Origin of the sequence: Klebsiella sp. MPUS7, from assembly GCF_009905335.1 — a bacterium.
Taxonomy (GTDB): domain Bacteria; phylum Pseudomonadota; class Gammaproteobacteria; order Enterobacterales; family Enterobacteriaceae; genus Klebsiella; species Klebsiella grimontii.
The window spans coordinates 2,789,115-2,812,427 of sequence record NZ_CP047604.1; the positions used below are offsets into that span (position 1 = coordinate 2,789,115).

The 23,313-nt window shown below is 49.9% G+C and carries 18 protein-coding genes and 4 pseudogenes; 14 read left to right on the forward strand and 8 right to left on the reverse strand.

Annotated features, from left to right (window positions below):
- Positions 1–322 precede the first annotated feature (322 nt).
- On the forward strand, positions 323–1,606 hold the full coding sequence (locus GUC22_RS13065) for an HAAAP family serine/threonine permease (RefSeq protein WP_004120369.1): 1,284 nt from the start codon (positions 323–325) through the stop codon (positions 1,604–1,606).
- Between the two features lie 62 nt (positions 1,607–1,668).
- On the forward strand, positions 1,669–3,036 hold the full coding sequence (locus tag GUC22_RS13070; protein WP_004137026.1) for an L-serine ammonia-lyase: 1,368 nt from the start codon (positions 1,669–1,671) through the stop codon (positions 3,034–3,036).
- Between the two features lie 67 nt (positions 3,037–3,103).
- Here the strand turns inward: GUC22_RS13070 and GUC22_RS13075 are convergent, their stop codons facing one another.
- Positions 3,104–3,547 carry a helix-turn-helix domain-containing protein gene (locus GUC22_RS13075; RefSeq protein ID WP_004137028.1) on the reverse strand — a complete coding sequence of 148 codons (444 nt, stop codon included), beginning with the start codon at positions 3,545–3,547 and terminating at the stop codon, positions 3,104–3,106.
- 329 nt (positions 3,548–3,876) lie between these two features.
- On the opposite strand from GUC22_RS13075, the gene GUC22_RS13080 reads away from it, so the two are divergent.
- From GUC22_RS13080 to GUC22_RS13110, 7 genes are all read left to right on the forward strand, one after another.
- The gene (locus GUC22_RS13080; RefSeq protein WP_004137030.1) at positions 3,877–4,734 is read left to right on the forward strand and encodes a MurR/RpiR family transcriptional regulator; all 858 of its coding nucleotides are present in this window, start codon (positions 3,877–3,879) and stop codon (positions 4,732–4,734) included.
- 132 nt (positions 4,735–4,866) lie between these two features.
- Positions 4,867–6,210 (forward strand): aspartate aminotransferase family protein, encoded by a 1,344-nt coding sequence (locus tag GUC22_RS13085; protein WP_004137032.1) that lies wholly within the window; start codon positions 4,867–4,869, stop codon positions 6,208–6,210.
- The gene (locus GUC22_RS13090; RefSeq protein ID WP_024358157.1) at positions 6,207–6,758 is read left to right on the forward strand and encodes a carboxymuconolactone decarboxylase family protein; all 552 of its coding nucleotides are present in this window, start codon (positions 6,207–6,209) and stop codon (positions 6,756–6,758) included. The genes GUC22_RS13085 and GUC22_RS13090 overlap by 4 nt, the downstream gene beginning before the upstream one ends.
- Before the next feature lie 132 nt (positions 6,759–6,890).
- On the forward strand, positions 6,891–7,643 hold the full coding sequence (gene glnH, locus GUC22_RS13095) for a glutamine ABC transporter substrate-binding protein GlnH (protein WP_024358158.1): 753 nt from the start codon (positions 6,891–6,893) through the stop codon (positions 7,641–7,643).
- Between the two features lie 52 nt (positions 7,644–7,695).
- Positions 7,696–8,352 (forward strand): glutamine ABC transporter permease GlnP, encoded by a 657-nt coding sequence (gene glnP / locus GUC22_RS13100; RefSeq protein ID WP_004137039.1) that lies wholly within the window; start codon positions 7,696–7,698, stop codon positions 8,350–8,352.
- A gap of 2 nt (positions 8,353–8,354) precedes the next feature.
- Positions 8,355–9,077 carry a glutamine ABC transporter ATP-binding protein GlnQ gene (glnQ, locus tag GUC22_RS13105; RefSeq protein ID WP_024358159.1) on the forward strand — a complete coding sequence of 241 codons (723 nt, stop codon included), beginning with the start codon at positions 8,355–8,357 and terminating at the stop codon, positions 9,075–9,077.
- A 19-nt stretch (positions 9,078–9,096) separates the two neighbouring features.
- The gene (locus GUC22_RS13110; protein WP_160183561.1) at positions 9,097–10,119 is read left to right on the forward strand and encodes a C45 family autoproteolytic acyltransferase/hydolase; all 1,023 of its coding nucleotides are present in this window, start codon (positions 9,097–9,099) and stop codon (positions 10,117–10,119) included.
- On the opposite strand, the gene GUC22_RS13115 is transcribed toward GUC22_RS13110, so the two are convergent.
- Together GUC22_RS13115 and GUC22_RS27540 are read right to left on the reverse strand one after the other, a co-directional pair.
- Positions 10,098–10,556, reverse strand: a complete 459-nt coding sequence (locus GUC22_RS13115; RefSeq protein ID WP_077258689.1) for a TetR/AcrR family transcriptional regulator — start codon at positions 10,554–10,556, stop codon at positions 10,098–10,100. The genes GUC22_RS13110 and GUC22_RS13115 overlap by 22 nt on opposite strands.
- A gap of 238 nt (positions 10,557–10,794) precedes the next feature.
- Positions 10,795–10,893, reverse strand: a pseudogene (locus GUC22_RS27540) (amino acid ABC transporter substrate-binding protein); the annotation flags it as partial.
- Positions 10,894–10,969: 76 nt separating this feature from the next.
- Here GUC22_RS27540 and GUC22_RS13120 point away from each other — a divergent pair.
- On the forward strand, positions 10,970–11,323 hold the full coding sequence (locus GUC22_RS13120; protein ID WP_004137050.1) for a nuclear transport factor 2 family protein: 354 nt from the start codon (positions 10,970–10,972) through the stop codon (positions 11,321–11,323).
- Between the two features lie 119 nt (positions 11,324–11,442).
- On the opposite strand, the pseudogene GUC22_RS13125 reads toward GUC22_RS13120, so the two are convergent.
- Both GUC22_RS13125 and GUC22_RS13130 read right to left on the reverse strand, forming a co-directional pair.
- A pseudogene (locus tag GUC22_RS13125) lies at positions 11,443–12,013 on the reverse strand (ISNCY family transposase); the annotation flags it as partial.
- Between the two features lie 131 nt (positions 12,014–12,144).
- Positions 12,145–13,542 (reverse strand): annotated as a pseudogene (locus GUC22_RS13130) (ISNCY family transposase).
- Between the two features lie 365 nt (positions 13,543–13,907).
- Between GUC22_RS13130 and GUC22_RS13135 the strand changes: the two are divergent.
- The 4 genes from GUC22_RS13135 (at position 13,908) to GUC22_RS13150 (ending at position 18,013) form a co-directional block, all read left to right on the forward strand.
- Entirely contained in the window at positions 13,908–15,329 is a 1,422-nt protein-coding gene (locus GUC22_RS13135; protein ID WP_227673672.1) for a site-specific integrase, read from the forward strand.
- Positions 15,292–16,956, forward strand: coding sequence for a site-specific integrase (locus GUC22_RS13140; RefSeq protein ID WP_160183563.1), 1,665 nt, complete (start codon positions 15,292–15,294; stop codon positions 16,954–16,956). Before GUC22_RS13135 ends, GUC22_RS13140 begins: the two co-directional genes overlap by 38 nt.
- A gap of 3 nt (positions 16,957–16,959) precedes the next feature.
- Positions 16,960–17,487, forward strand: a complete 528-nt coding sequence (locus GUC22_RS13145) for a hypothetical protein (protein WP_227673673.1) — start codon at positions 16,960–16,962, stop codon at positions 17,485–17,487.
- A 229-nt stretch (positions 17,488–17,716) separates the two neighbouring features.
- Positions 17,717–18,013 carry a helix-turn-helix domain-containing protein gene (locus GUC22_RS13150; protein ID WP_160183564.1) on the forward strand — a complete coding sequence of 99 codons (297 nt, stop codon included), beginning with the start codon at positions 17,717–17,719 and terminating at the stop codon, positions 18,011–18,013.
- Positions 18,014–18,274: 261 nt separating this feature from the next.
- Here GUC22_RS13150 and GUC22_RS13155 read toward each other — a convergent pair.
- The 3 genes and pseudogenes from GUC22_RS13155 to GUC22_RS13165 form a co-directional block, all read right to left on the reverse strand.
- Positions 18,275–18,463, reverse strand: a pseudogene (locus tag GUC22_RS13155) (IS3 family transposase); the annotation flags it as partial.
- A 129-nt stretch (positions 18,464–18,592) separates the two neighbouring features.
- Positions 18,593–22,126, reverse strand: coding sequence for a DEAD/DEAH box helicase (locus tag GUC22_RS13160; RefSeq protein ID WP_160183565.1), 3,534 nt, complete (start codon positions 22,124–22,126; stop codon positions 18,593–18,595).
- Positions 22,110–22,889, reverse strand: coding sequence for a Hachiman antiphage defense system protein HamA (locus GUC22_RS13165; protein ID WP_160183566.1), 780 nt, complete (start codon positions 22,887–22,889; stop codon positions 22,110–22,112). The genes GUC22_RS13160 and GUC22_RS13165 overlap by 17 nt, the downstream gene beginning before the upstream one ends.
- Between the last annotated feature and the right edge of the window lie 424 nt (positions 22,890–23,313).

Genomic DNA, 23,313 nt, shown 5'->3' on the forward strand with positions numbered 1-23,313 from the left:
TCGGTTACTTCCCCAACTTTGATTTTATTAATCGTATGACAAATAATGTTTGTTATCTCCGGGTTCGCCAGATATAAATATTCAGGAGATTAACCACCCGCATTAAAATAATAACGTATTAAAAATGATACTTTAAAAAATAATGAAATTTCAGTATTAATTTTGATGCGTTAAAAGTCACTGCTATCAGTCAGGTTATGTGATCGCTGTTAGCGAATTAGCATAGTCGCATTTAATAAAATAGCCAAATAAACACAGCGTTTTTATTACCTGCATCAGAGTCAATAAATTCTGACCCTATTTTTATTACTGAGGCCATATTATGGAAACCGTTCAAAATACCCTCGTCGCTCGCGAGAGCAGCGGCTGGAGAAAGAGTGATACCGTCTGGATGCTGGGCCTGTACGGTACCGCGATTGGCGCAGGGGTGCTTTTCCTGCCGATTAACGCCGGTGTTGGCGGCTTAATTCCATTAATCATCATGGCAATTCTTGCCTTTCCAATGACCTTTTTCGCCCACCGTGGTTTGACCCGTTTTGTGTTGTCAGGAAAAAATCCGGGGGAAGATATTACCGAAGTGGTTGAAGAGCATTTCGGTACCGGGGCAGGTAAACTCATTACGCTGCTCTATTTCTTTGCTATTTATCCGATTCTGCTGGTCTATAGCGTCGCCATTACCAACACGGTCGATAGCTTTATTACTCACCAGCTGGGTCTGGTGTCTCCGCCGCGCGCCATTTTATCGCTGATTTTAATTGTCGGTATGATGGGTATTGTCCGCTTTGGCGAAAAAATGATTGTTAAGGCCATGAGCGTGCTGGTATTTCCGTTTGTGTTTGCGTTGATGATACTGGCGCTGTATTTGATACCGCAATGGAATGGCGCGGTACTGGATACCCTGTCGCTGAGCGGCGCTTCGGCTACGGGAAATGGGCTGTGGATGACCCTGTGGCTGGCTATCCCGGTAATGGTTTTCTCCTTCAACCACTCGCCGATTATCTCCTCTTTTGCGGTGGCGAAGCGTGAAGAATACGGCGAGGACGCCGAGCGCAAATGCTCCCGTATCCTGGGCTTTGCCCACATCATGATGGTCCTTACCGTGATGTTCTTCGTCTTCAGCTGCGTGCTGAGCCTCTCCCCGGAAAACCTGGCGGAAGCGAAAGCGCAGAACATCTCCATTCTCTCTTATCTGGCGAACCACTTTAACGCGCCGGTGATTGCCTGGATGGCGCCGATCATCGCGATGATCGCCATCACCAAATCCTTCCTCGGCCACTACCTTGGTGCTCGCGAAGGCTTTAACGGCATGGTGATTAAGTCTCTGCGCGGTAAAGGCAAATCGATCGAAATCAACAAACTGAACAAGATCACCGCGCTGTTCATGCTGGTGACCACCTGGATTGTCGCGACCCTGAACCCGAGCATTCTGGGCATGATTGAAACGCTGGGTGGCCCGGTCATCGCGATGATCCTGTTCCTGATGCCGATGTATGCCATCAACAAAGTACCGGCTATGCGCAAATATAGCGGTCACATCAGCAACGCGTTTGTGGTTGTGATGGGACTGATTGCCATCTCCGCCATTTTCTTCTCGCTGTTCAGCTAAGTTTCAGCGCCGCCGCTCACCGGCGGCGCATCCGTTTTGCTATGTAACCGCATGGGTGCCACATGATTAGCGTTTTCGATATTTTCAAAATCAGCATCGGGCCGTCCAGTTCCCATACCGTTGGGCCGATGAAAGCAGGAAAACATTTTGTTGATACCCTGCAGGAAAAAGGCCTGCTGCATAAAGTGACCCGTCTGGTGGTGGACGTGTATGGTTCTCTTTCATTAACGGGTAAAGGCCACCATACCGATATCGCCATTATTCTTGGGCTGTCCGGGTATTTACCGGATACCGTTGATATCGACGCCATTCCCGACATCATTCGCGATGTCAACGTCATGCATCGTCTGTTTATTGAAGAAGGCCAGCGCGAAATTGAGTTCCCGGTGGCGGAATGCATGCGCTTTCACAATGAGTTTCTTCCCCTGCATGAAAACGGCATGAGCATTACCGCGTTTTGCGACGGCAAAATCGCCCATTTCCAGACTTATTATTCCATCGGCGGCGGTTTTATCGTGACCGAGGAAAACTTTGGCAAGAGTCAGGGCGCGGAGGTCGATATTCCGTTCCCGTTCTATTCCGCCCGCAACCTGTTGGCACACTGCCAGGACAACTGCCTGTCGATTTCCGCGGTGATGATGAAAAACGAGATCGCCCGCCACGGCAGGGAGAGCGTTGAGCAAAATATGGCGAAAATATGGGAGACCATGAGAAACGCCATTAACCGGGGGATGAATACGGAAGGTATTTTACCGGGGCCGCTGAAGGTGCCGCGCCGTGCTTCTGCGCTGCACCGTGTGCTGGCGCCGCAGAGCCAGTCGATTACGCCGCTGAGCGCGATGGATTGGGTCAATATGTTCGCCATGGCGGTCGGAGAAGAGAACGCGGCGGGTGGGCGAGTCGTGACCGCGCCGACCAACGGCGCCTGCGGTATTGTCCCGGCGGTACTGGCCTATTACGATCGGTTTATCAAAGAGGTGACGCCGGAAATCTCTATGCGCTATTTCCTGACGGCAGGCGCGATCGGCATTCTTTATAAGATGAACGCCTCCATTTCCGGGGCTGAGGTCGGTTGCCAGGGCGAAGTGGGTGTGGCCTGCTCGATGGCGTCCGCCGGTCTGGCCGAGCTATTGGGGGGTAGTCCGGAGAAGGTGTGCATCGCCGCGGAGATCGGTATGGAGCATAACCTTGGCCTGACCTGCGATCCGGTGGCCGGCCAGGTGCAGGTGCCGTGCATCGAGCGTAACGCGATTGCGGCGGTGAAGGCGATAAACTCGGCCAGTATGGCGATGTACCGTACCAGCGATCCGAAAGTCTCACTGGATAAAGTTATCGAAACGATGTTTGAGACGGGCAAAGACATGAACGCCAAATACCGTGAAACCGCCCGCGGCGGTCTGGCGATTAAAGTCGCGGTGTGTGAATCCTGAGTCCCATAAAAAACGCCTGTTTAACGACAGGCGTTTTTTCTTTCCCCGGCGGTGCAGGCCCTACAGTTTAGGGCTTTTTTTTCTCTCCGTCAGGCGGCTGGAAAGACCATACCACGCTGTTAGAAGCCGATGAGGTGTACCATTCGTTAATGGTGGCGTTTGACTCGCTGGTCTGCGTCGCGGCGGCCTGCTTCTCTTTTGGCTGATGCGTTTTTTTCCGAATGCGGATACGGGAAGGGGCCCCGGAATTGATCTGCGCTTTAAAGGTGCGCATATGTGAATCGAATAAAATCGACTCCAGTTGATGTAGTCGGTCGAGGCCGCGCAAAATACCAATCAGCGTACTGAGAGTGACGGACTCACCTAGTTCAACGCGTTTAATGGTTGCCGCGCCGACCTGCGCGCGTTCGGCAAGCTCAATCTGTGATAGCCCCAGTTGTATACGCGTTTCTTTAATTCTTCGGCACAGTTCAGAAATAATTTCACTGTCAGGCATAGTACTGAAACGCATCTTAATTCCTCTACTGCGTAATAAATCCTGACTAATTATTTAGCAAGCCAATTTATAAATAAAGCGAATAATTTCTCTTTTGCGATAGCGGCGACAATGTTTTTTGCCAATGCCATCAAAGAGTTGGGTAGACGCTCGTTCCTGAGAATCCCACGGTTTCAGGCGCCAAATAAAGAGACTTCGGATCAATCGCCTGGGGCGATGCTCCGTGGCGCAGGGATGAGTCTCCGTCTCTGCCATAATGCAATTACGGCGAATTATGGTTATATATATCCCTTTCTGCGGCCCGGTTTCGCCGCAGCCACTCTTACGGATGATAACGATACGCCATGAATCTTCGTGAAAATATTGTGAGCCAATTCAGCCTGCTGTCGCCCGAACTCCAGCGCGCGGCGGAATTTTCCCTGCAAAATGCCAACCAACTGGTGGTGCAATCAATGCGCGCCTTCGCCGCGGAAGCCGGCGTTAAGCCTGCCACGCTGCTACGCCTGGCGCAGCGTCTGGGCTATAACGGTTGGCGGGAGCTGAAAAGTGCATTTATCGACGATCTCGGCTTAGGAAATGATACATATGTATCTAAGGCTGAAAAATTGATCGCGAAAGGAACGCAGCCCGCGCTGTACGAAGAGGTGTTCCTCGCGCATCAGGCCAATCTGGCATTCACTCAGGCAGAGAATCAACACGCTATGCAGCAAGCGGTTAGGTTGCTGGATGAAGCGAAGCAGGTCTATATTTGCGGCTTCCGCGCCAGCTTTCCTATCGCCTGGTCGTTGTTTTATGTCTATCGATTGTTCAATCGCCAGGTGTCGCTGATTGACGGGCTGGCAAGCAATATCGAAGTCTTCACCCGTGAGATCAACGCGGAAGACTGCCTGCTATTGACCAGCTTTTCTCCCTATTCCCGCGAATCTCTCGACGTTCTCAATGCTGCCAGGCAGGCCGGGGCACGGATTATCGCCATCACCGACTCACCGGTTTCGCCGCTGGCGCAAACGGCGGACTGCACGCTGCTGTTTTCCCTCAGCAGCCCGTCTTTTTTCCCTTCGATAGTGTCCGGTATGGGCGTTGCCGAGTGTTTGCTGGCGATGCTGGTTGCCCGCCACGGTAGGGAGGCGGTGAATAAAATTGAGAGCGCAGAACGTTATCTGCAACGCTCCGGGGCGTATGTGATGCCCGATAAATCCTGATAAATGATTCATTTGCTTTTATCATAAGAAAATTAAATACATTTGAATCATTATTGAATTGACGAGATTCAAATGGATCCTGCATGATGCTTTCAACTTACGCGAAAGCGATTTCTAAAGCAGGATAAAAGCATGAGTCAAATCATTCACCGCAGCCTACGTACCACCCCGGCAGTGGCAGTCAGTGCCCAGGGCGCTTACATCACCGATGCCAGTGGTCAACGCTATCTGGACGCCTGCGGCGGGGCGGCGGTTTCTTGTCTGGGTCACGCCCATCCGGATGTGCTGGCGGCGATGCACCGGCAGATCGATCGGTTGGCCTATGCCCACACCAGTTTTTTCACCAGCGATACGGTGGAACAACTGGCAGAGCAGCTTGTCCGCACCGCGCCCGGTTCCCTGAACTATGCCTATTTCGTCTCCGGCGGATCGGAAGCGGTTGAAACGGCGCTGAAGCTGGCGCGCCAGTATTTTGTGGAGATCGGGCAGCCGGATCGCACGCTATTTATTGCCCGTAAACAAAGCTACCACGGCAATACGCTGGGTGCGCTGGCCGTTGGCGGTAACGAGTGGCGCCGCCGCCAGTTCGCGCCGCTGCTGATGGATGTGGTGCGCGTGTCGGCCTGTAATGAGTACCGCGACCGTGAGGCGGGTGAAAGCCAGCAGCAATATACCGAGCGCTTACTTGGCGAACTCGAAGCGGCAATTCTGGACGCCGGGCCGGAAAAAATTATCGGCTTTATCGCCGAAACGGTGGTTGGCGCAACCACCGGCGCAATGCCGCCTACGCCGGGTTATCTGCAAGGCGTTCGTCGGCTGTGTGATAAATACGGCATTCTGTATATCGCCGATGAGGTGATGTGCGGCATGGGCCGTACCGGCACGTTGCACGCCTTTGAACAGGATGGCGTTGTCCCTGACATCGTGACCATCGCAAAAGGTTTAGGCGGGGGTTATCAGCCTATTGGCGCAGTGCTGGCCAGTGAGCAAATCGTCGCCGCGCTGCAAGCCGGTAGCGGAATGTTCCAGCATGGTCACACCTACATCTGTCACCCGACCGCCGCAGCGGCTGCGCTGGCCGTACAGCAGGTTATCGAGCGAGATCGTTTGCTCGAGCAGGTGCAGCAGCAGGGCGCGTATTTGCAGCAGGCGCTGCATGATGTGCTGGGCGGATTACCGTATGTTGGTGATACGCGCGGCCGCGGTTTATTCGCCGGCGTGGAGCTGGTATGCGATAAAGAGCGCAAAACGGCATTCGATCCGCTGCTGAAGCTACATGCCGCTATTAAAGCGCAGTGCATGGGGCACGGGCTGCTGGTCTATCCGATGGGCGGAACCATTGATGGCCAGCGGGGCGATCATATCCTGATTGCGCCGCCGTTTATTGTCAGCCGGTCCGAACTCGATTTTGTAGTAGATACCCTGCACAAAGTCATCAGCGAAGAGACGCATAAACTGATGAGACATCAGCCATGAATCGTTTACCTGCGCTGACAGAACAGCAGTGGAGCGATGAACAACGCCAGCTTGCGGAGGAGATTATCAACGGGCCGCGCGGCGCGCTGCTGCCGCCGTTTGAACCGTTGTTGCGCAGCCCGGAACTGATGGCTCATGCGCAGCGAATGGGGGAGTATCTGCGCTACCGTAGCGCGCTGGGGCAGCGGTTGTCGGAACTGGCCATCCTGCTGACCGCGCGTCACTGGTCGCAGCCGGTTGAATGGGCCATTCATGCGCCAATAGCCAGGGAAAAAGGGATCCCGGCACAGGCGGTGCAGGCAATTAATGAACAGCGTCAACCAGAGTCGCTGGAGGCTGATGAATGGGTGGTTTACCATTTTTGCCAGCAGCTGCATCAGCATAAAAAAGTCAGCGATGATATCTGGCAACAGGCAATCGATCTCTGGGGGGAAAAGGGCGTTGTCGATCTGATAGGCATCAACGGTTATTACAGCTTTCTTTCAATGATTATGAACGGCGCGCAGACGCCAGTACCCGACACCAGGGATTTTATTCTTCCCGCATAAATAATTGGCACGCCTTGATTTTTATATTGCGTGCGAATGTAGGGATACTGTTTTTATTCTCAATGCCAATATCAGTTTTAGGGTATTGCGCGAAAACTTCTGTCTGCTGTCTTAATTACGCTGAGGATTATTATGTCTGCATTATTGAAAAAATTAAAGATTACCCTGGCACTGGTTGCCTGTTCGGCGAGTTTTGCCGTCATGGCACAAGATAAAATATTAGTCGGTGTGGATACCGCCTTCGTACCCTTTGAATTTAAGCAAGGCAATAAATATGTTGGTTTTGATATCGATTTATGGCAAGCCATTGCGAAGAAAATGAATGTCAGTTACGAATTACGTCCTATGGATTTCAGCGGTTTAATTCCTGGGCTGCAGTCGCGTAATTTAGATGTGGCAATGGCCGGGATCACCATTACCGATGCCCGCAAACAGGTCGTTGATTTCAGCGACGGTTACTACGATGCGGATCTCTTAATGGCGGTGAAAAGTGGTGATGATTCCATCACCAAATTCAGCGAGCTGGCCGGTAAAAAAGTGGGGCTGAAGCAGGGCACCGCCGCGGCCAGTTTTATGAAATCCAAATATAAAGCCAACTATGTCGAATTCCCTAATATTGATAACGCCTATCTCGACCTGCAGGCCGGCAACCTGGACGCGGTCGTTCACGACTCCCCAAACGTGCTCTACTATGTGAAAACCGCAGGTGGCGGTAAGGTAAAATCGACCGGGGAAACGGACAGCATTCTGCCGCAGAAATACGGTTTTGCCCTGCAGAAAAACAGCAGCCTGACGCCGAAGGTCGATGCCGCGTTAAACGCATTACGCGCGGATGGCACCTACGACAAGATTTATTTCAAATGGTTTAACAAGCAACCTAAATAACCCCCGCCGGGCCGGGTAGCCCCGGCCAGAACCGAGAGTAATAGACCGCATTATGAATTTCGAAACGAAATATATATGGGAATCGCTGCCGCTATTATTACAGGGGCTGCAGCTGACAATATTGATCTCTATGGTCGGTTTGGCGGGCGGCTTTATCATCGGTCTGCTGGCGGGAGTTTGTCGTGCACTGGGAGGCGGCATCGCGAAAACGTTATCATTAATTTTTGTCGAACTTATTCGCGGTACGCCAATTATGGTACAGGTGATGTTTATCTATTTTGCCTTGCCAATGATTCTGCCTGTTCGTATCGACCCCATCACGGCCGCGATGGTCACCATTATTATTAACTCCGGCGCGTATATTGCGGAAATTACGCGCGGCGCAATTTTGTCCATCAATAGAGGATTTAAAGAAGCCAGTCTGGCGATGGGATTATCGCAGCGCGCAACGCTATGGCACGTGATTATGCCGCTGGCCCTGCGCCGCATGATCCCGGCGTTGGGCAACCAGTGGATTATCAGCATTAAAGACACCTCGCTGTTCATTGTTATCGGCGTCGCGGAATTAACGCGCCAGGGGCAGGAGATCATCGCCGGGAACTTCCGTGCCCTTGAGGTCTGGACAGCGGTTGCCCTGATTTATCTTGCCGTCACCCTGTGCCTGAGCTTCCTGCTGAAGCAACTGGAGAAAAGGATCCATATTTTATGAGCATGGTTGAATTTAGCGCGGTCGCTAAACATTTCGGCACCACCCAGGTGCTGCACGATATCAATCTGAAAATTGATGCCGGTGAAGTGGTCGTGATTATCGGTCCTTCAGGTTCAGGTAAATCGACGCTGCTGCGTTGTATCAACAAGCTGGAAGCGATCTCCTCCGGCACCTTGCTGGTTGCCGGGATGCACTTGACCGATCCCCACGTCAACGAGTGCGAAATCCGCCGCGAAGCGGGGATGGTATTCCAGCAATTTCATCTGTTTCCGCATCTGACGGCGCTGGAAAATGTGATGTTTGGGCCTATTCGCGTACGCAAAATGAGTCAAGCGGCAGCCCGCGAACAGGCGCTGGCGCTGCTGGAACGTGTCGGCCTACGCGAACGGGCCGAGCACTATCCGTCGGAGCTTTCTGGCGGCCAGCAGCAGCGCGTGGCTATCGCCCGCGCGCTGGCGGTGAAACCGAAAATGATGCTGTTTGATGAGCCAACCTCTGCGCTCGATCCGGAGTTGCGCCATGAAGTATTAAAAGTGATGCGTTCACTGGCGGATGAAGGGATGACCATGATTATAGTGACGCACGAGATTGGCTTTGCACGCGATGTGGCCTCTCGATTGATTTTTATCGATGGTGGAACCATTGCTGAAGATGGCCCACCTGATATCCTGCTGAATGCCAGTAGCAATCCGCGCCTGAAAGAATTTTTACAGCACGTTTCCTGAACATAAGTGAATCCATCACATGAAGAAAATCGACATCAGTGGTTCCCCGTTTGAGATTGGCCTGCGCCTTGGCGAGCTTGGCCGTGAAGCATGGCATCAGAAACTGAGGCTCACGTCATTGTGGCAAACGGTGATGGCCCTGCAGGCATCCCCTGAGACCCGGTTAATGCGCGCCGAGGTGCAGCGGCATTACCCGCACATCTGGCAGGAGTTGGAGGGGTTGGCGCAGGGGCTGGAGGCCACTGTTGATCAGGTCTTTGCCTGGAACTGCCGTGGCGATCTGGTGCGCTCAACGTCGGATGGCTGTACGACGGTGGCCGGGGTAAACGCCGCAGGCGAGCGGATTATCGCGCACAATGAAGACGGTTTTCCTCAGTTACGGGATGAATGCTTGCTGGCTACCATTACTCCGAGTCGCGGACTGAGCTTTACGAGTTTTGCCTATCCGGGGTCGATTTGCGGCCACACCTTTGCGGTGAATGAAAAAGGTATCGTTAACACGGTGAATAACATCCGTGCAGTGCATCGTCCGCAGGGATTACCGCGTCAGATCCTGGCTCGCGCCTCTCTGAATGCGAACACCCTCGACGAGGCAATCACTATACTTACCGGCCAGCCGCGATTCGGGGCGTTTCACCATACGCTCGGGCAACTGGGCGATGCGCGGCTGTTCAGCGTTGAGGCCACCGGTCAAGGCTGTTCCGTTCTACCCCTGACGACGGTAACCGGGCATGCCAACCATCTGGTGCATGCGGCACTGGCTGGCGTTGAGCAGATCGTTACCGACAGCTCAGCGTCGCGGCAGTTACGCCTCGTGCAGTGGCGGGAAACACAACCTCCGTTTGACGCCGCGGCGGCAAAAGCCATTCTCTCAGATACCCATGACGCCAAACTGCCAATTTACCGGCTGGCTGCCGACGATCCGGATGAGGAGAACACCCTCGCCACGGCAGTCTTCACCCTCGATGCCAACCACGTCAGGTGGCAAATTTTCGACATTAACCGCGACGATGTTAAATTTCAGGGAGAAGTGCGTGGGTGAGATAGCCGGTCGTCAGTCATAAAGGGCAGGGTAGTACCGTTGCCCCGGCGTTCAATAGTACCGTCCGGATACTGCCCGCTATCGGCGTCTTGAGCGATGTCCTGAAGCGCGGTGTCCGGAGTATTCAGGTTTGCGTCTCTATACGATTCGGGCCATCGCCGTTTCTCATCTGCCTCGTGCGCGCCGATGCATACTCTCGCGGACATACTTTCCGAGGCCTTAAATGTTGCATGACATTCCTCGATGTCATTATCAAACATATATTTTATGGCCGATTTTTTTAATGTTTCCCAGTTACTATAATAATGATAGATGTGGCTCCTGGAAATATTAAGCTTTTGTGTAAGATCGCGGGTGGAGACATTGTTGAATCCTTTTTCTCTAAAAAGCTGCAGAGCGGCTATCTTTATTAATTCCGAAAAATTTGATGCTTTCAAAATTTAACCTTCATAGTGCGTAAAATTATCGTGTCGCAGAAAACGCTCTATCATTGCTCTGCACCTAATCAACAGCCAAATTTACTACACAGTCATGGCCAGATGCAATGACTGGGTTTTACACAGGACGGTGAACGTTACTATCATGGCGTGGCGGTTTCTTACATCTGCGATTGTTCCCTGAACGATTTCCGAGAGGCGTTCGTAGGTAGAGCAGGGAAGCCAGCATGGTCAATAGCGCGTCGAAAGAAGGGATATTCGCCGCCGTGACCAGCCTGAAGCGGGTTGCATAATCTTTGGCCGCTTCGTAGTCGAGGAACATGGCATCGAGCGTGCCAATAAATTTTTAGCTTGATAGGATTCTGATGTTATGCTATGGAAAAGAATTATTTACAGGTCTGGAGGTAATTTATATGACGCCAAAAGAAATACTTTGCCAATGGGTTGACGCATTTAATAATGCAGATGTAGAAATTATTTCAGAATTATATGATGATAATGCAATAAACCATCAGGTAGCCAATGAGCCAGTTATTGGGAAAGAGGCTATAAAGAAAATGTTTGAACAAGATTTTTCTATTCCAGAAATGGTTTGTATCGTTGAAAACATTTTCGAAGATGGACAATGGGCAATTTTAGAGTGGCGTGCCCCATCAGGTTTAAGAGGTTGCGGTTTTTTTCAAATAGTAAATAATAAAATTATATTTCAAAGAGGCTATTGGGATAAGCTATCTTTCTTAAAACTGCACAATTTACCTATTGAATAAAATTCATATATATTTTTATGAGTAGTTTGCAAATTGCTTAAAGTGTGCATTAAGGGAAGCATAATAACTTCCCTTAACCAATCTGTGGAATCTTTACGCCATCGTATAATGTGATACTGCTTTTCCAGGTAGCCCCGGATGGCCTCAAAATAGGTGAATGTCGATTCCGATTTTACAAATCGAAGCTGCATCAGGTGGCTCGTCGCGTTGTCGACGTAGACCAGTGCGATACAGGCGGGTGCACGGTTCTCGAACCAGTGATGGTCGCAGCCACCAATCTGGATCAACTCGCCACAACAGGCAAGACGATAGCGTGGCTGCTTAATTTTCGGCGCACGTTGTTTGCGAGGGATACAGAGACCGGCTTTGACAATGAGTGAACGGACAGTTTCTTGGGACAGGTGAACATCGTGCAGTTCTGCGAGTTTCACGCATGTAAGCGTCGGCACAAAGTCGGTATGGCGATCTCGGATGTAATGTGCAAGACCATCAGGCAGTTGGTTATTGCTGGGGTTCCCTCGACGGCGGTCAGCCATACCAGGCGGGCCAGATTCGCGGTAACGCGACAGAAGATGTCGGCACTGACGAGCGAAGATACCCAGGCGCTGCGCGGCCATCTGCGTTGTCAGGTGCCGGTCGACAACATGGGTTAATTTCATCCAAAGTAAAAAACTGCGCTGAATGGGCCATGAGCAGAATCCCGGGATGGTTAACTGAGTTCTGATCAAAATCGCGTAATCTTGCTTCCTCTATCTTTGTCTGGGCTGTTTTTGAAGGTCCGCTTTCTGGCTAAATTGAGATGTCCGCATGTGGGTTATGTTTCAGCTTTTGCCGAAGATTTCCTGGCTCCTTGCCTGGAGTTGCTGCAGGGCTTCCAGCATGTCGTTCTGATTCAGGCTTCTTTGTGATTTCTTTCCGGGCTGTTTCTTTCTGCGTGAGGTCTGGCCGTCCAGTGATGGCAGGGCCTGTGAGCGGGTGTTGTCCCGTTTGTCCTGAACCAGTTTTATCATCTCCAGAGCACGTCCCAGGCGCTTGTTGTCAACGATGGCGCCCTGGTCCAGTTCTCCCAGCCGGTCGTAGGTTATGAAGGGCAGGGAAGTACCGTTAGCCCGGAGCTCGATGGTACCGTCCGGATACTGCCAGACATCAATGTACTTCCCCTGAAAACGCCGGTTTTCTTCATTATCTTCAAGCAGATAAAGCTTCTTATCGTACTGTAATGTCAGGTTTTTTGATACCTTACGTTGTTCACGCCAGGTGAATGTTGCTGCCAGATTTTCATTATTCTCGAGCGGACGGTGAACGTCGAAATCGTGACGTGGCGGCTTCGCAAATCGGCGGTTGTAGTCAACCATGAACTCTTCGGCAAAGGCGTTTGCAGCCTCGGGTGTACTGATACCGCGGAGCCGCAGCTCCTTGACGAGGCGATCCTGCAACGTAAGGTGAGCCCGCTCAACACGACCCTTGGCAGAACTGGTATTGGCACAGATACCGGTGATGTTCAGCTCGTTCATGGCACGACCAAACTAAGTCTGGCCATCTCCGCCGATGGCCTGCTTGTTGTTGACCCTGAAGACACTGGCCTTGTCGCTGTAGAATGCCAGAGGCTTACCGTAACGCTCCAGGTAGCCCCGGGTGGCTTCAAAATAGGTGAAAGTGGACTCAGAACTGACGAACAGAAGCTGCATCAACCTACTGGTCGCATCATCAACGTAAACAAGCAGCGTGCAGGCCGGACCACGATCCTCGAACCAGCGATGCTCACAGCCATCAATCTGGATGAGTTCTCCGGTGCAGGCCCGACGCGGTCGTGGCTGATGCACACGAGGCGGCCGTAACTTGCGGGGGATCCATAAGCCAGCCTGTGTCATCAGCTTGCGTACTGTCTCTTTGGCCAGATACAGCCCATGAACCTCGGCGAGCTTCTCACAGGCTAAAGTTGGGCCAAAATCAGCGTAGCGTTCGCGGATAATACGTAGTGCTCGTTCAGCGAGGCCCGGCATGAGTTGCCGGTTGCCAGGCTGGCCACGACGACGGTTAACAAGTGAAAGCGGCCCATGTTCACGATAGCGCTCCAGCAACCGTCGGCAGTGTCTGTCAGATATATCAAGCCGGGTTGCTGCAAGACGTGTGGTAAGACGGCGGTCGATAACGTCCTGAAGGATCCTGAGTCGGTTTACATCGTTCATTGAGAAAAACTCCGTTCCGTATGCCGTCATGAGTCTCATCCTTTGAAAGCAGTGATCGCTGTGGTGAGACTGTAGCGCGGACATGTCTATTTGGTCAGAGACGGACATCTCAATTTAGCCACCACAATATTGGTGCGCATAATGTATATTATGTTAAATATGGTGGGTTTGTTCTTAAGTTCATGAGTTCCTCTCTTTCAGGAACTTACCGATGAATCAGTCAGTTGCCAAAGTTTAGTTGTGGACTTACGATGACTTCATAACGCAAAAATTACGGGGCATCCGCTAAGTTCATGGCATATTCCATCTTACATTTATCGAGGAACAACCAGAGAACTCATCTCATAGTTGATGATGTGACTACCCTACCGGTCATGTTCGCCACAATTTATGGAATGAATGAACTGAGCAAGAAACATCTGGGGACTCAAGAAAACATTCTGTGTTCGCTGCGTTTCTTTTACGTCTATTACTTTAAGAAGCACAAACGAACATTTGACTACGATTTCTATCGGTCTGGCTACAATATCTCCTGTTTTATCAGGGAGCTTGATGGCTTCTTTACTTACCTGCTCGGGAAGCAGCACCTGAGTGACGAGACCGACATAATCTCTACCGGGTTTTTACATTCTGCACTCTCCAGAACCAACAAGTCCACCTATGGTAACCACGTCAGAAACGTTGGCCGATTCCTTAAGTATCTCAACTATAGATATATGAATCTGGCATACCAGGATATGTCACCTGTTGAAGCTCACCAGATTAACCAGGCGAACCACAGAGATCTCGCTGACAGAATTAGGGTCTTCAACAGAGTTGAAGTATCCAGGAACGAACCCGCACACCGATACAAAAGTATCACCAGTCAGCAAAGTGTCGAACTAACGAACATGCTAATCCCCTCCACTCCTGAATTTTCAGATATCGAGACCGGCGAATTATTCACGGCCGTGGTTAATCCCCAAAACCCATTCGATTCAGGATTTCAACAATACCGTAACTACCTTATCCACCGGTTAATGTTTAACTATGGCTTACGTGTTGGTGAAGTTCAATTGTTGTTGAAGGATTGCGTGGGGCCAACCCTTCCAGACTCACGAGGTAACATTCGTTTCATCCTGATTGTACAAAATCTACCAGATGATGTAGTTGATCCAAGGAAACAACAACCTTCACTCAAGACTGAGCATTCACAGCGACAAATCGAACTGACCGAAGATGACTTCATTATGTTTACCATTTATATGGAGCAATATCGGTCCCCATTATTTGAAGAGAAAAAAATTGATGACCATGAATTTGTTTTTATTAAAGGCTCAGGTAGGTTAACTCCATTAACTTACGATGCAATTAGAACATTTTATAAGGAAAAAATTGATCCGGCATTCATTGCCCTATTCCCTCATTATCGTGCGAAAAGTAATAAGATTATTAATAATATGGTTAATATAACACCACACGTTGGGCGACATACTTGGGCTAACATCACTCTTGAGTTTATTTACAATAGTCTCCTGAGTGAATCACTAATACTGGCGCAAGACTATGGTATTCGAGCAAGGATGAATGGAGTACTCGAACCAGCTATTGAACAACTTCGTGCTTTAGGCGGCTGGTCACTGACCAGTAAAGTTCCATTAAGATATGCCAAGCGGTTTATTGAAGTGGTGAGTAACCAGAGCAACTATAAGCGTACGAAACATTCAGATATGCATTTAGCTTCCCCAGGAACAAACATTTCGCAAACAAAAACCTACAACTTGCTAGAAGATAATGTTTATGACGAAGACTTCACATTCAAAGATCTATTCAACTGAGAGCGATATCACCGGGGGCGATTTATTTAAAATCTCTCCCCTTCACTTTGAAAAAGAACAACTTGAATGGATTGAAAATATTCAGCTCCCTACACGATTGTTTTTAATAAATGCAACAGAATTTGATGACCGATATTTATATCTACATGATGATTGGCGATACAGATTCTCAGGTAATAATGTGGCTATATTATTCTCAACTGGTAAATACTTTTGTGATTTATCACCAGTTTCACTCAAGCTCTTGAAATACTTAACGATCGCGTACATTAATGAGAACTCGGCAAGTGTTGCTGATAAATTTGCTCAGTTTGTCGCAACAACTTTCAAACAAATTGAGGTTATCACTCGCGAAAGCCTTATTGAAAAAATGCAAATGCTGGTTGCGAAGACTGAGCGAAATCACTCAGGCAGCAGTCAGTTCTATTACACCCTCTATGCGTTACGAAAACTTGATCGTAGTGGATTCTTCGAAAGTAAGGATGACAGTAATGAGCTGGAAGATCTATTGCTGGAAGTGCCACGCCCTAGGAACAATAACTGGGCTCGCTACCAAAACCTAGACCTCGTTATACCAGAAGAAGTATGCCTAATGATAGAAAATGGCATTCAACGTTGGGCATCTAAACTATGTCCAAAAATTGATGTTGAAGAAAATAAAAACATTCATCTGGAAACTGTAAATAAAACCATTAAAATTGATACATTACGGGACTGCATTATTATTGGCATTGTATATTACATTGGGGCCAGACCTGTACAGATCGGTAAACTTTCCGGAGGCGATTTTATCGTTGATACCGAGAATAAGTACGGGATGCGTTATTCAGTACTTGTGCCATATGCCAAAAAGTCAAAACTAACTATCGATCGAGTTCGAGTTGCAATTCCGGAAGAACTTGGAAAGTTAATCTTACTGTATAAGTACCTAGTTGGAATTGGTGATACCGACCCAATGTTTTCCATCATAGTATCTTCAATGAAGATGGTGGAAGCGTCATTAAAGAAAATGCTTTTCAGATTTTCACCACAGGAGATTCAGGAGGCAGTAAAAAACGATGATTATCAACTACCTGTATATACCGCAAGCCTCTTTCGTCACAATGTTGGTCACTCAATGGCAATGAGTGGTGCCAGTGCTCCTGAGATAGCTTATATATTGGGTCAATCCTCTTATGTTGTTGCAGATCGATACATTGCAGCCACCCCTGAGATGGCTGATATTCGTGAGGCAGCTTTGGGTCGTAACCCTGTGTTTAAGAACATGATGGCACTCATGTTGACTGGGAATTTGGTTCACAGCAGCGAATGGGAAGGCCGCAATGTTGCAGGGTCAATTGGTGGGCAACTTCATTTCCATCTCGGTGGATGTAATTATGAAGAAGACATGTGCCCCTTTGCACAGGGTCGTGGATGTTACGGTTGCCTGTATTTCAAACCATTTATAGATGGAAACCATAAAAAAGTATTTCTTTCGCTGAATGATGAAATCCAAAATGTCCGTGATATTGCCGATGATGCTGGCGTTTTAAATCATCCACTTCTCAAGGAATTAGTGCGGCTGAAACAGCATGTAAATCAGGTTATGGCTCGCATTGAAATGGCAAACGTCCGGAGGGCTATTTAAACGATGACTACGCAAATAGCAATACTTAATAAACAGGCGGATAATCTTCTTATTTATATAGAGAAATATAAAGCAAAATTTGAAGAGCGTCTTGTTGCCTACAATGCTGTTGGGCAATTGGAGTGGAATGCCGGTTCCTGGCATTTTGGTGAGAAAGGTGTTGCATGGCTTAAAGAAACAAAAGATCGCGGCTTTAAGTGGGACGAAGTTTCTAGTCGTGTTAAGGGGCTCTCACAAATGAATATTTCTTCGGAGTTTCAGGATTTTATGCGAGCTTATCACATGCATCTGGTGTGTATCACTGGCGGATTACCATCAGGTTCTACACTAGACAAACCATTACAGGTGATGAAGCGCTGGTATTGGGAAATGGTAAAAAAAACAAGTCAAACGCACCCAATGTATCTGACTTCCGATATTATTCATGCAGCGATGGAGCGGCATCATGAGAATTCTGACAGTCCTGATAATGTCAGTGACTATTGCGATATTGCAGTAAAGGCCATTGCTTTACTACGTCAAATGCACTGATAAATCATCATAAAAAATGATCATTAACAGCACGTACCACTATATGCTAGTCCGTAATAAATACAATCCCAGCCGACCCCATTTGCAACCTTTCAATCTGCACTGCTACTCATTAAACAACGAGTTCATCATTACACCTTATAAGCTGTAAAGTAAAAAAACTCCCTACGGGCTGTTTTTTTTACAAGTATTGAACATATTTTAAACTAATCAACATGGTCACCTACTTATGGATACTGCTTTTCCAGTTAAACTTCTTAGCCAGTTACGCCCGCTTTTAATTGGTTTTCGTAAATCGAAAGGATTAACTCAAAGAGAATTATCTGCCAGATTGGGTGTGACTCAGCAGACTTACGCTCGTCTTGAGGCAAATCCTTCAAAGGCAAGTTTTCAGCGACTATACAAAGTGTTAAATATTTTAGGAGTCGAGATGTCGCTTAATTCTGCGCCTATTTTAACGGATGCGAGATCTGCAAAATTTGTAGAAAAAGAGTTTGATTTACCGGCAAGGAAGGAAGATTGGTGATAGTTGCCCGTATGCAAAACGATGGGTGAAGAAGCTTTAGGACCTCATCTAAACGTTTCTTCAATCAAACCTTCATACCTTTTGCATCACATTTAAATCAGAAAGTGTGTGTCATAATTCCTGTAATTTCGATGTAAATGCAACTTTCGTGAATTTCGAAGGAACGCCACATGGCTGTTATCCGCCACGTCAGTATTCAGAATTCTCGGTCCATTGGGCTGCCCCCACGCCCGTAGATAAATTATGTCTTCACGACGAGGCCTATTCGAAGGCCTCAGGACTGACACCGCCGAGATGACTGTGGCGTCGGGCCCAGTTGTAGAACATTTCAATGTAATCGAAGATATACGCCCGGGCCATATCCCAGGTTATATAGATGTGTTTCCTGATCCGTTCTTTTTTCAGCGAACTGAAGAACGATTCGGCCACCGCATTATCCCAGCAGTTGCCGCAAAATGGCAAGATAGCGCGGCTATGGGTGGCGTGGTTTAAAATTTAAATCCTAACATGTTTGAACATATGGTGAAAACCGTGCTCTACCACAGGGATCCCCAGCTAATTCCTTTATAGCAGTCTATCTTAATGTGGCTTCGCAACTACCCACAAATCATCAGGGCCGAGATAGCTCAGATTGATCTGGCCGTTATTCATAGCGACCGTCGCTCGCACAAGACCTCGCCGATTAAGGTTAAGAGGGTGTTGTAGCAGACCAATCGCGTGCCCATCTGGTGCAAGCACTAGCGGTTGTCCGTTCCAATGAAAGAGACCGACTGGAGTTCCGGAAGGCGCCGGAACATCGAACCAATTGACGTTTCCAAGATAATCTCGCCGCGCCCAAGAAAGGTTGTCTGACGGAGCAAATTCCTGGATGAATTCGAGCCATATAGTCCGAGCTTCGGCCGTTGGCCAGTTTGGTTGTGCCGAATAGACAGCGAGACCAGGTGAACGCAACCAATCGCGCAATTCCACCCCGTTCGTGAAGTTAGCAGCCGTATCGGTGACGGCTTTGATGGCCGCCAGTCGTGAATTAAAACCCGCCTGGATCAGTATTGAGGCTGAGCAGTTCATCGTCCCCGTTTCGACAGCTGGAACAGCAAGGCCGAGTTCATAGTCTTCCAACGCTAGTGCAGGCATGCCAACGGTATCACCGTTGGCGGCGGCACGTACCCGCAACGCCTCCATAGCCCAAGGAAGACGATAGCCCAGACCGCCCTCAATAAATTGCAATGCGTCTACCTCCTCTCCGGCGATCATCATTGCCAAGGGATGCCCAAGCAGCCAACCTCTGAGGATTTCACGCCAATTCGCCGGGAGTGTGTCTGGTTCAAACGGATAAAAGGTGAACACGCGTTCGGCGATATCTGTGATCGCAGTGATTGCAGCCTCATGATCTGATACAACCAAGGCTGCATTAGCTTGCATGAGAAGATTGTTCGCCTCCGGTGCAATTACATCCAGCGCACGTCCAGCTTCAAGACCAAGCCCAGCCAGAAAATAGCCACGCCGTGTGACGGCAGTCGAATTCGCCCAGATATAACGGCTCCGAGTAAACAGCGCGGTGCGATAGGCAGCCCGTGATTCGTCGTTAACACGCAGCAGGCGGCGTTGCCAGAGTGAAGATTGGAGAATACTGTCGAGAGCGGTCTCGATCTGATCATCGGGTACATCGGCCTCACCAATGAGACTGAGAATGGCGGTATCTAGTGTCGCCATATGGCGATCCCACTCTTTCAGCGCCTGCTCTCGCTCATCAACCTTTTCACCGGCAACCTCTGGGAAGACCCATGCAGCAGCATTATTGACAACATAGTCGATCAAATGGTCGAGATTACCGCCAATGTGGGAGTGCATGCGGCTCAGCAGCGAGAAGATGAGCTGGATGAGCCCGCTTTCCATCTCACGAGCACCGTGGTCTTCTATCAGATTGACCCATTTGTTGTGCTTCCTATTATTCACATCTTCAAAGATGGGATAGAGAACAAGGCCTTCTACATCAATATAAGCACGGCCTGCGCGGCCGATGACATTCTTGAATTCCGAAACCTTGATCATTTCACCGTGCCGGTAGAGCGAATGCATGACGACCGCTGTCGCCGAGAGATTGAGTCCCTGCGCCAGAGTCGGCGATGAGATCGTGACCTTGAGTATACCTTCTCGCAGAAGGCGCTCGATTTCCTTGCGATAAGCTGTCGGCAAGGCACCATGGTGAAGAGCCACACCAAGCCGAAGGCATTTCAGAATATAGCTGTCTGTCCCAAGCCATTCCTCACCGAGTGCAATAGCGATCTGCAAAGTGGTCAATTCGACTGTTAGCAAAGACTCGAGTGCACCGCGCGAATGTAAGTCAACGATGACCTTGGCAAATGGTTCGACGCTGCGGCGCTCTGGGCAATAGATCAACACTGTCTGACCATCTCTGACTAGACGCCATGCGGTTGCAAGGCTCAACTCCTGCTGATTGTCCGGAAAGAGTCGATTGCGACGCTTCTTCGGTGGTACGAACAGCGGCGGTGCCGCACCAGTGAGAAATCTGGGCACAAATGGCCTTTCCTCACCAACGCGAAGATTCAGGCGCGCTGTCGGCGAATTCCAGGTGACCTCGCCGAACCGCAAACGCGTCGGGCGCCAATCGTTCTTAATGGGACCTCCCGGTTGATCGCGCCGTAGCCACGCCGAGAAGTCTTCCATTTGATCTCCGTCCGGAAGAATTGCCGATAGACAGACTATGCGGCGTTGATCTGCGTCCTGACGACGTAAGAGGCGCTGAATCTGAACCTCGTAACGAACTTCGCGCTCACCTGAACCAATCATATGGCCCTCATCGAAAACGAGCAAGCCCACATCGTCGAGCAGTGACGGATCGTTCCTCAAGGCGAAATCGAGCTTCTCTGGGGTTGCGACAACAATATCACGCCCGCGGATGGCATCTTCGTCGAAGCCGGACACCCCGATGCTGCCATAAAGGGCAGAAATGGTCTTGCCGAGAGGCCCGAAGGTACGCTGAAGTGTGGCTTCGGTTTGCGCTGATAGAGCGCGAAGCGGGGTCACGACAATGGCACGCCGCCCACCGGCTAAACATCTCAGAATAGACAATTCAGCGATGCGGGTCTTACCTGCGCTGGTCGGCAACGAAACAACGAGGTTGTCGGTCTGGTTGACAGCTCGCGATGCCGCTTCAATCTGCGACGGCCACAAGTCGACCTCTGCCCTTGGGCGTCGAGCGAGCAAGCCAATGAAGAGTTCACGAAGGACAGGCCACGAAGGGGCAACGCCGCCAGCGGGAAGCAGCGGAACTTTTTCGTGGAAGGTGTTCGACCAGAAATCGTTAAGCAGATGGATAGCAATTCGGTGCACCCACCATTGCGGTATAAGGTTCAGCTCCCCGCAGATGTCGAGGTTTTCACGAAGCTGGGCGATCGCTCTTTCGAGAAGAATATATTCACCGCGATCTAGGGCGAGCAGGAACATCGAAAAGGCACCGAAGAAAACATCTGTCAGTGCGAGATTCAGGCCTTCGAAAAGAAAGTCCTTTCCATCTCGTTCCGCCGCATCGGCAACGATGGACTCAGTAAGATGCTGCTGTAAGAATGTCGTAATGGTCGCATCAGATCCACGACCATCGAGACGAAAGGTATATACGCGTGTACGCAGCGAATTGATATCTCGGCGTATCAACAGAGTGAGCGCATGCTCGATCGGCGAGAAATTTGCTTCATCGGCCACAATTGCGAGGAGGGAATAGGCCCGGGCAGAAAGGTGCGCGAGGTGATAACTGGCAGCAGCAAGGAGGAAATGGAAATCGCGATCAGCTTCTTCGCGATTGCCGTTGGCCATGACCGACTCAAGCGCTGTCGCCGCCTGTTCGAATGCGATCCGTGCTTGATTCGGATCGCCATCTGACTCTAAAAGGCGCAGACCTAGTCCAAGCAAACCATACGCGTAACTGTGAAGATCGAAGCTGAGTTGAGCCGAGAAATCCGGCGCACCAGGAGGAAGAACACCGTCACGCCAGATCATTGCACGTGCCTGGCCTCGTGCAATGAGCCTGCCGCGAAAGCCGACCGTCGCCGCGTCCGTTATAGCAGCAATGATAGCATCAGGGGTTGTTGGCATCGGCAATTACTCGATCGTAGACGGCTCCGACAAAAGCAGCATGGTTGTCGATATGTAAACCGACACCCCATTGCCCAATCGGGCCAGGATAGGCCTGTAGCGCCTGCGTTAGCAGCGTCTGTGGTGGGTTACCTGAAAACGTGAAGAGTAGATGTTTAACGCTCTCGGGCGGGATACCGTGCCGGTAGAGCGCCTCGTCGATTGCGTCTACGAGCGGTGCATCGGTGCCTATCTCCATAAGTCTGGCCGAGATAAAAGATAACGCATGCGACGAGGGAAGGCCGCTATCCTTATCTAAGCCGCTCCGAGCCTCCTCAAGCGTTTGAGCGCGCAGGTTAATACGGCTTTTAGCTTCTGTTTTCAGGAAGCTGAGTCGCTGTGTTTCAGCGTCGAGAAGCATACCGATGACATCATCGCCGCGCATTGCCATATTGCGATGATCCTTCCAGCGCAGTCTTTTGATAGGCGCGCGATAACCGCTGTACGCATCAATCCATTCTGTTGCATAGATCTCGCCAAGGTCACCCGACCTAATCTGCGCAGTTTGCGGAAGGAGATCGTTGAGCATATGAGCAGCTGCTGTCTTACCCAACTTCGCAAGCGCGGCGGCAATCCGCTCCTCTGTAGTGTAGTGGGCGGGGATAGCCCTAGCTGTCATCTGAATGCCAGTGGCAATATCTCCTGGCCGGCCCGTCATGACACGAACATGGTGATTACCTAATGGCATGTCAGCCGAGTCGCACCAATCATAGAACGGGACCATACCCTACTCCTTAATTCGAAAAAGGTTAGACTTCATGCGGTGACCCTTTTTTCACTAACAACCATTCGTAGAGCGATTGCACCCTGGAGTTGGGTGTAACATTTCTGCAAATGTAGGTTTTAGTCGTATGCTGAGACCCGGGTATAACCGTCTGTTAATTCGTCCGCTGCCCCAGTCAATGAAAAATTGATGGGAATTTTAACAGTTTGTAAGCCTAATAGGCAGTGATCTCCCACTACTTTTATGATTGTCAAAAAAAATTATTGTCTTATACGTTTTTTGCTCCTCCCTCTGTTTTACGTACCCCCGTGTCCGTAGATGAAACTAGCTGAAACTTGTACAAGATACACTTTCATCGTAAGGAAATCCTATACATATAGAATCGGTGACGTGAATTAAGCTGTGCCATACATTGGACTGGCTG

Excerpts from the sequence above, each read along its gene's own strand:
- GUC22_RS13145 (WP_227673673.1), top strand. The coding sequence starts at position 16,960 with ATGACTACGCAAATAGCAATACTTAATAAACAGGCGGATAATCTTCTT.
- GUC22_RS13135 (WP_227673672.1), top strand. The coding sequence starts at position 13,908 with ATGAATGAACTGAGCAAGAAACATCTGGGGACTCAAGAAAACATTCTG.
- GUC22_RS13085 (WP_004137032.1), top strand. The coding sequence starts at position 4,867 with ATGAGTCAAATCATTCACCGCAGCCTACGTACCACCCCGGCAGTGGCA.
- GUC22_RS13075 (WP_004137028.1), bottom strand. The coding sequence starts at position 3,547 with ATGCGTTTCAGTACTATGCCTGACAGTGAAATTATTTCTGAACTGTGC.
- GUC22_RS13160 (WP_160183565.1), bottom strand. The coding sequence starts at position 22,126 with ATGCCAACAACCCCTGATGCTATCATTGCTGCTATAACGGACGCGGCG.
- GUC22_RS13150 (WP_160183564.1), top strand. The coding sequence starts at position 17,717 with ATGGATACTGCTTTTCCAGTTAAACTTCTTAGCCAGTTACGCCCGCTT.
- glnQ (WP_024358159.1), top strand. The coding sequence starts at position 8,355 with ATGGTTGAATTTAGCGCGGTCGCTAAACATTTCGGCACCACCCAGGTG.
- GUC22_RS13120 (WP_004137050.1), top strand. The coding sequence starts at position 10,970 with ATGACGCCAAAAGAAATACTTTGCCAATGGGTTGACGCATTTAATAAT.
- GUC22_RS13080 (WP_004137030.1), top strand. The coding sequence starts at position 3,877 with ATGAATCTTCGTGAAAATATTGTGAGCCAATTCAGCCTGCTGTCGCCC.
- GUC22_RS13110 (WP_160183561.1), top strand. The coding sequence starts at position 9,097 with ATGAAGAAAATCGACATCAGTGGTTCCCCGTTTGAGATTGGCCTGCGC.
- glnP (WP_004137039.1), top strand. The coding sequence starts at position 7,696 with ATGAATTTCGAAACGAAATATATATGGGAATCGCTGCCGCTATTATTA.
- glnH (WP_024358158.1), top strand. The coding sequence starts at position 6,891 with ATGTCTGCATTATTGAAAAAATTAAAGATTACCCTGGCACTGGTTGCC.
- GUC22_RS13165 (WP_160183566.1), bottom strand. The coding sequence starts at position 22,889 with ATGGTCCCGTTCTATGATTGGTGCGACTCGGCTGACATGCCATTAGGT.
- GUC22_RS13090 (WP_024358157.1), top strand. The coding sequence starts at position 6,207 with ATGAATCGTTTACCTGCGCTGACAGAACAGCAGTGGAGCGATGAACAA.
- GUC22_RS13070 (WP_004137026.1), top strand. The coding sequence starts at position 1,669 with ATGATTAGCGTTTTCGATATTTTCAAAATCAGCATCGGGCCGTCCAGT.
- GUC22_RS13140 (WP_160183563.1), top strand. The coding sequence starts at position 15,292 with ATGACGAAGACTTCACATTCAAAGATCTATTCAACTGAGAGCGATATC.
- GUC22_RS13065 (WP_004120369.1), top strand. The coding sequence starts at position 323 with ATGGAAACCGTTCAAAATACCCTCGTCGCTCGCGAGAGCAGCGGCTGG.